Source organism: Hymenobacter puniceus (assembly GCF_014333525.1).
Lineage (GTDB): Bacteria > Bacteroidota > Bacteroidia > Cytophagales > Hymenobacteraceae > Hymenobacter.
The window spans coordinates 22,101-28,678 of the sequence record NZ_JACSCX010000015.1 but is presented as its reverse complement, the minus strand read 5'-3'; the positions used below and the strand labels follow the sequence as shown (position 1 = coordinate 28,678).

The 6,578-nt window shown below is 62.1% G+C and carries 4 protein-coding genes and 2 tRNA genes; 2 read left to right on the top strand and 4 right to left on the bottom strand.

The features are described from left to right. Window position 1: 1 nt before the first annotated feature. Both H8B14_RS20740 and H8B14_RS20735 read right to left on the bottom strand, forming a co-directional pair. A tRNA-Val gene (locus tag H8B14_RS20740) sits at window positions 2-76 on the bottom strand. A gap of 27 nt (window positions 77-103) precedes the next feature. Beyond that, window positions 104-178, bottom strand: a tRNA-Val gene (locus H8B14_RS20735). A gap of 160 nt (window positions 179-338) precedes the next feature. Here H8B14_RS20735 and H8B14_RS21390 point away from each other — a divergent pair. Both H8B14_RS21390 and H8B14_RS20725 read left to right on the top strand, forming a co-directional pair. Next, window positions 339-2,867, top strand: coding sequence for an AsmA-like C-terminal region-containing protein (locus H8B14_RS21390; protein WP_187317592.1), 2,529 nt, complete (start codon window positions 339-341; stop codon window positions 2,865-2,867). A gap of 113 nt (window positions 2,868-2,980) precedes the next feature. Further along, a complete protein-coding gene (locus H8B14_RS20725) occupies window positions 2,981-3,895 on the top strand; it encodes a TerB family tellurite resistance protein (protein WP_187317591.1) in 915 nt (304 codons plus the stop codon). Between the two features lie 100 nt (window positions 3,896-3,995). On the opposite strand, the gene H8B14_RS20720 is transcribed toward H8B14_RS20725, so the two are convergent. Together H8B14_RS20720 and H8B14_RS20715 are read right to left on the bottom strand one after the other, a co-directional pair. After that, window positions 3,996-5,138 carry a mechanosensitive ion channel family protein gene (locus H8B14_RS20720; RefSeq protein ID WP_187317590.1) on the bottom strand — a complete coding sequence of 381 codons (1,143 nt, stop codon included), beginning with the start codon at window positions 5,136-5,138 and terminating at the stop codon, window positions 3,996-3,998. 95 nt (window positions 5,139-5,233) lie between these two features. Further along, window positions 5,234-6,463, bottom strand: coding sequence for a Glu/Leu/Phe/Val dehydrogenase dimerization domain-containing protein (locus H8B14_RS20715; RefSeq protein WP_187317589.1), 1,230 nt, complete (start codon window positions 6,461-6,463; stop codon window positions 5,234-5,236). Window positions 6,464-6,578 lie beyond the last annotated feature (115 nt).

Here is a 6,578-nt window from a genome sequence, read left to right as displayed (position 1 = left end):
GTGGGAGATACTGGGTTCGAACCAGTGACCCTCTGCTTGTAAGGCAGATGCTCTGAACCAGCTGAGCTAATCTCCCGATAGGGTATTGTACTAAAATTAAAAGTGGGAGATACTGGGTTCGAACCAGTGACCCTCTGCTTGTAAGGCAGATGCTCTGAACCAGCTGAGCTAATCTCCCGTTGGGCGTATCCCGTTGGGGATGCAAATATGGCAGGTCGTTTCTGATTACGCAACACTTTGTGCGAACTTTAGCACGGAAAGTTAACTGAAACGGAGCCTGCCAAACATACAACTCTTTTAGAGTCAGAAATTTTCGAGGATTGGGAAAGCTGCGGCGAGTGCTATTTTTTTTTCTGACCGGGCTAGTTTTGCTGGTAGCTGTGGCCGTGGGGGGCGTGTGGCTGGGGCAGGACCACATCATTGCGTTGTTTGTGCAGGAGGCTAACCGCTATCTGGCCACGCCTGTGCAGGTGGGGCAGATGGAAGTATCGCTGCTGGATCAGTTTCCGCGGGTGTCCATCACGCTGCACAACCTGCGCGTGAGCGGCTCTCTGCCCCAGGATACCGTGCCGCTGGCTCGGGCCCGCCGCCTCTACTGCGCTTTCGACGCCTGGGACATTGTGCGGGGCCACTACCGCATCCGGGCCGTGACGCTGGCCGATGGGCGGGTGTGGGTGCGCCACGATGTGCGGGGCCGCCCCAACTACGACGTGCTGCGGTTTGATAGCACAGCCGCGCCCAGCAGCCAGCCGCTGGCCTTTGCCCTCGAAAACATCCAGCTGGAGCGCATTGCCACCGTATACGCCGACGACCAGCGGCGGCAGCGCTACACCGTGCAGGTGCACGATGTGCAAGCCAGTCTGGATGTGCAGGGCCCATTGGTAGATATTGCAGCTGGCGGAACGACGCGGGTGGAAGCCCTGCAACTGGGCACTGATGCGTATTTTCAGCATAAGGACTTGGTGCTGGACACTCACTTGCGGGTAGATAGGGAGGCGCGGCTCGTGACGCTGCAGCCTTCGGAGCTACGAGTGGGGAGCGCTTCTTATCAACTCGGGGGCCGCGTAGACTACCGCAAGGCTATTCAGCTAAACCTGCAGCTAGCCGGCCGAAATACGGATATACAGTCGGTATTGGCGCTGCTGCCGGCGCGGGTGGCGCGGCCGTTGCGGGCCTACCGCAGCCGCGGAGCTGTGTATTTTGGCGGCACGGTGCGCGGTGAGCTATCAGGAAAGGCCAGCCCGCGCATTGAAGCCCGGTTTGGCTGCCGCGATGCTTCCTTTTATCACCCCAAGCTACGGCAGGCCGTAGAGCACGTGTTTCTGGCGGGCACGTTCAGCAACGGGGCTGCCCAGGCGGCGCGTACCTCGGTGCTGAGCTTGCGCGAGGTGCGCGGCACGCTGCGCGGGCGGCCCTTCAGCGGCAGCTTGCGCTACGCCAATTTCCTGGACCCCACCGTGCAGCTGCAGGTGCAGGCCGACCTGGATGTGGCGCAGGCGTTGCAATTCTACCCGCTGGCCGCCGTGCCGGGCGGGCAGGGGCGGGCCCAGCTGGCACTATCGGTTGCCGGCAACCTACGCCAGTTTCGGGCGCGGCCTGCTACGGCGGCCGTGCAAGCAAGCGGCACACTGGTGCTGCAAAATGTGCAGCTGCGGCTAAGCGACTTGCGCCAGCCACTCACGGGCCTCACGGGCCGGTTCCGGCTGCAGGGCCGCGAGGTGGCTGTGGCGGGCTTCACGGGCCGCGTAGGCGGGTCGGATTTCCAGCTGCAAGGGCGGCTGCGCAACGCGCTGGCGTGGGCGCTGCTGCCCAACCAAACGCTGCTGCTCGACGCCGACCTAACGTCCCGGTTCTTGGATTTCGACCAACTGTTGCGCATGACCTCGCCGACAACGCCTACTGCGGCAGCCAGCGGCGCCCGCGCCCCCGGCAGCTACGAGTTCCGGCTGCCTACCCAGCTGGCCCTGAACGTGCGGGCCCAGGTAGGGAAGCTGCGGTTTCGGCGGTTTCGGGGGCAGCTGCTGCGTGGCACCATCCGGCTGCAGCAGCAGGTGCTGAGCGCGCCCTCCCTAACGGTGCGGGCTGCCGGCGGGCAGGTTAGCTTCCGGGGGACGCTGGATGCCCGCCAGCGGCAGGCGCTGCACCTACACTCCACCATCAGCTGCCAGCAGCTGCCGCTAGATAGTTTGTTTTATACGTTCGAGGATTTCGGGCAGCAGTTCATCACGGCACGGCACCTGCGTGGCGCCCTTACCGCCACCGCCGAGTCGGACTTGTACTTTGATGGGGCGCTCAACCCACTTACCAACCGCCTGGAGGCCGAGCTGAACCTGCAGGTGCGCAACGGGGAGCTCAACAATTTCGCCCCCTTGCAGAAGCTCTCCATGATAGCCGGGCGGGAGCGGCTGCGGCATTTGCGCTTCGCCCAGCTGACTACGCCGGTGTATATCCAGAGCCGTACGGTGTATCTGCCCGAAATGGAAATCCGCTCGAACGTGCGGGCAGCCTCCCTGATCCGGGTGACGGGCACCCACACCTTCGACCAGCAAATGGACTATCACCTCAGTATCCCGATTCTGCCGGGGCTGCTGCAACGCACCGTAGGCATGGCCACCGGCCCCAGCTTGCTGCTGGCTATCCAGGGCGACGAGGACAATTTCCGGGTGAGCTACGACCGGCGCCCGCAGCCGGGCCGCGTGCCAACGGCGCCGCGCGAACCCGCCCGGGAGCGCAGCCCAGCGAGCTTGCCCACGCCCGCCGCGCCGGCCACACCCACCGCGCCAGAACCACGCAAGCCGTTCGAGCTGAAAAAGCCGCCAGCCAAAAAGCCCGCTCAGCCCCAAACCGGCGAATATTTTGAATTCTGATTTTAACTGGAAGGTCGGCAGTAGGAGAGGGGGGCAGCGGCGCTAACCAAATCTAGTGATGTGCGTTAAGGTCAGCAGAAATCCACTCTACTCCTTTCCACCTACTACTTACGATGAGCAATTCCCAACTTCTCCAGAACTACTCCGACTCGGAAAAAGCGGCCTACCTAAGCGTTATTGCCAGCTTGGCTTCGGCCGACCGGGAAGCTTCCGCTACTGAAATAGAGTTTCTGCAACAGTTAGCGCATGAATCGGGCCTGTCTGGCGGTGCCACCCAGCAAGTGCTGAGCGCGGCCCGCGACGCCAGCAACGAAAGCATCAAGAGCAACCTCGACGCGCTCCGCTCCAGCGACCTGCGTTACTCACTCGTGACGGACCTCATCAGCTTTGCGCGCGCCGATGGCGCCTATGCCAACGACGAGGAGGCCATGATCAATAAGATATCAGCTTACCTCGGCATTACGCCCCAGCAAACCCAGACCCTAAACCAGGTGGTAGACCAAGCCGCCCACGTGCCGCACGATGCCAGCGACCCAGCCAAGCAAGGCTTTTTCGGCGGCATCACCGATAAGCTGGAAAGCGCCGGCATCCCAAAAGGTGCGCTGATGGCTGGCCTGCTGGGCGTAGTAGCCCCCATGGTACTGTCGAAGGTGATGAGCGGCGGCCGGAGCACCGGTGGCGGCATGATGGGCGGTATGGGCGGCGGCAGCTTGGGTGGCCTGATGGGCGGCGCCATGGGCGGCGGCTCGATGGGTGGCTTGCTGGGCGGCCTGCTCGGTGGTGGCCTGCTAAGCGGGGTGCTGGGCGGCGGCAACTCTTCGGCTGGCGCGCAGGGCTCCTACGGTAACCTGCCGCAGCAAGGCTCGCACGTGGGCAGCGGCGGCCTTGGCTCGCTGATGTCGATTCTGGGCGGCCTGGGTGGCCAGCCAGGCTCGCAGCCCCGCAGCGCTGGCGGTGGCGGCTTGGGCGGCCTAATGAACGGTGGCATGGGCGGCTTGCTCGGCGGCCTGCTGGGCGGTGGCCGATAGAACCTCAGTTGTAGCTACTTGAACACAAAAAAGCCGGCGGCCTTCCAATGAGGCCGCCGGCTTTTTTGTGTTCTATCGGTTCAGGAAGCAACAAATGCCGCTACACCATGGGCGTCGGAGCAGAGTTGAGGCCATCGAAGCGGCTGCCGGAAGCTAGCTGGACTACAGTGTTGCCGGTGCTGGCAAACTGGCCGCCAGCTTGCTCTACCACTTCCACGAGGCGGTAGTTGAGTTCCTCTTTCACTTGCAGGTACTCGTCGTAGTTGGTGGTTTCCACGAAGTATTGCACGGTCACTTCCTTGGCCGCCGGCGTCAGGGCCGAAAACTGCATCTGCACGTCTTTGGTTACCAACGGGTTTTCGCCGATGAGGCGTTTGCCTTCCTCCACAATGTGGTGCAACTGCTGGCTGGAAGTGGTGTGGCTCAGGGCCAGCGTGAAGCTCACGCGTCGCGCCGTGCGCAACGACAGGTTGTCCAAGGGCTTGTCAATCATGGACTTGTTGGGCACGGTCACGTAGCTTTTTTCGGCCGTGCGCAGGCGGGTGCTCCGGAAGCCCACCTTTTCCACCGTGCCCGATACGGCGCCTACTTCCACTAGGTCGCCCACGGCAAAAGGCCGGTCGAGGAAGATGGTGAATGAGGCAATCAGGTTTTCGAGGCTTTCCTTGGCGGCAAACGCCACGGCCAGCCCCCCGATGCCGAGGCCACCAATCAGCGCCGTGACATCTACCCCAAACACCCGCCCCAGAATACCCAGAAACGCCAGCACAATGATGAGCACCTTGATCAGGTCTTTGGCGAAAGGCACCAACTCGGCTTGCAGGCTGCCGCCCTCCGTAGTGCGGCGCCGGAATACGAGCACCGCAAAGTCCACGAGGCGCAGCGCAATCCAAGCCACACCCCAAATGATACCGATCTGGTAGAGCCGGAACAGCGCCACTTTCGGCCACGGCTCGTTGTGCGCCAGCTCCGAACTGCGCACCGGATAGTCGAGCACTTGAAACGCCAGGTAAATCGTCACGAAAAACACCACCACCGATAACGGCCGGATCAGCAGGGCCTGAAACTGCGCCTCGCTCACTCCCTCGGTTTTGCGGCGAATAAAGCGAAAAGCCAGCCGCGACACCCACCGGGAAAGCAGCGTTTTGAATGCATAGCCGAACAGCAGAATGCCCACGCACCAGAGGTAGGCGGCCACGTTGTTGCCCAGAAAGCGGTAATGCAGAATTTCAGTAAGCGTCATTCTATTTGTGGGGCTTGGGGCTTAGAGAATAGGGCTTGGTGGTATTTGGCCATCTACTGCCTAAGCACCAAGCCTTATTTCCTAAGCCCTAACAACTACACTAGCTGGCGCAAGGCCATTTCAAACGACTTCTGGGCCACGCCAGTACGCGAGTCGCCTTGCTGGCGGGTGCGCTCCAGGGCCCGGCGGATGATGCGCGAGGTGTCACCGAAAATGGCCTGGTCGGTGATTTCGGCGTTGGTTTCCATCAGGTAGGCAAACACGCGGGCCATACCGCAGTTGGCCACGAAGTCGGGGATGACGGACGTATGCTGGTCGGCAAACTCGCCGGTGGGGCCGAAGAAGATTTCCGGGTCCTGGAACGGAACGTTGGCGCCGCACGAAATAACCTCCAGACCGCCCGCAATCAACTGCTCCACCTGCTGGCGCGTCACGAGGCGCGAGGCGGCGGCCGGAATGAAGATTTCGGCGCCGCTGCTCCAGATGCGCTGGTTCACTTCCTCAAACGACAGCAAGTTGGGAGCTGCCAGGGCATTGCCTTCGCGCTGCAGAAACAGCGTCCGGATTTCCTCTAGCGAGAAACCTGCCTCCTTAATCAGGCCGCCGGCCCGATCGATGATGCCCGTGATGCGGGCGCCCTGGCTGGCCAGGTAGTAGGCCGCGGCGGCGCCCACGTTGCCCCAGCCCTGCACGATGGCGCGCTTGCCAACCACGCTCCTCTCGCCCCAGAGCTCATAGTAGTGGCGCACGGCTTCGGCCACGCCGTAGCCCGTAATCAGGTCGGCCACGGTGTACTTGCAACTCAGGTCGGGCGTGAAGGCAGCGTCTTCCAGCACCTTCACTACGCCCTGGCGCAGCTGGCCCAGCTTCTGAATCTTCTGGGGCTCGGTGGCGCGGTAGTGGCCGTTCACGATGCCCTCCTGCGGATGCCAGAGGCCGTAGTCTTCGGTAATCGGAATGACGTCGTGAATTTCGTCCACGTTCAGGTCGCCGCCGGTACCGTAGTAGTTCTTAAGCAGCGGAATCACGGCCCGGTACCAGCGCTCCAGCACGCCGCGCTTGCGCGGGTCCTGCGGATCGAAGTTGATGCCCGACTTGGCGCCCCCAATGGCGGGGCCCGACACCGTGAACTTCACTTCCATGGTCTTGGCCAGGCTTTCCACCTCGCGCTTATCCAGGCCTTTGCGCATGCGGGTGCCGCCGCCGGCCGCACCGCCGCGCAACGAGTTAATCACCACCCAGCCTTCGGCTTCTGTTTCGGCGTCTTTCCACTCAAATACTATCTCAGGACGCTTGTTTTCAAACTTAGCCAGCAGGTCTTTCATGGGCAGGAGGGAAGAAAGGTGGGAAGGAAAGGCAGTAATTTTGTAAGTCAAAGGTAAGCAGCCCCACGTAAGAATGAGGGTCAATGCTGCGTTAGGGCAGCAAACAGCGCTGCCT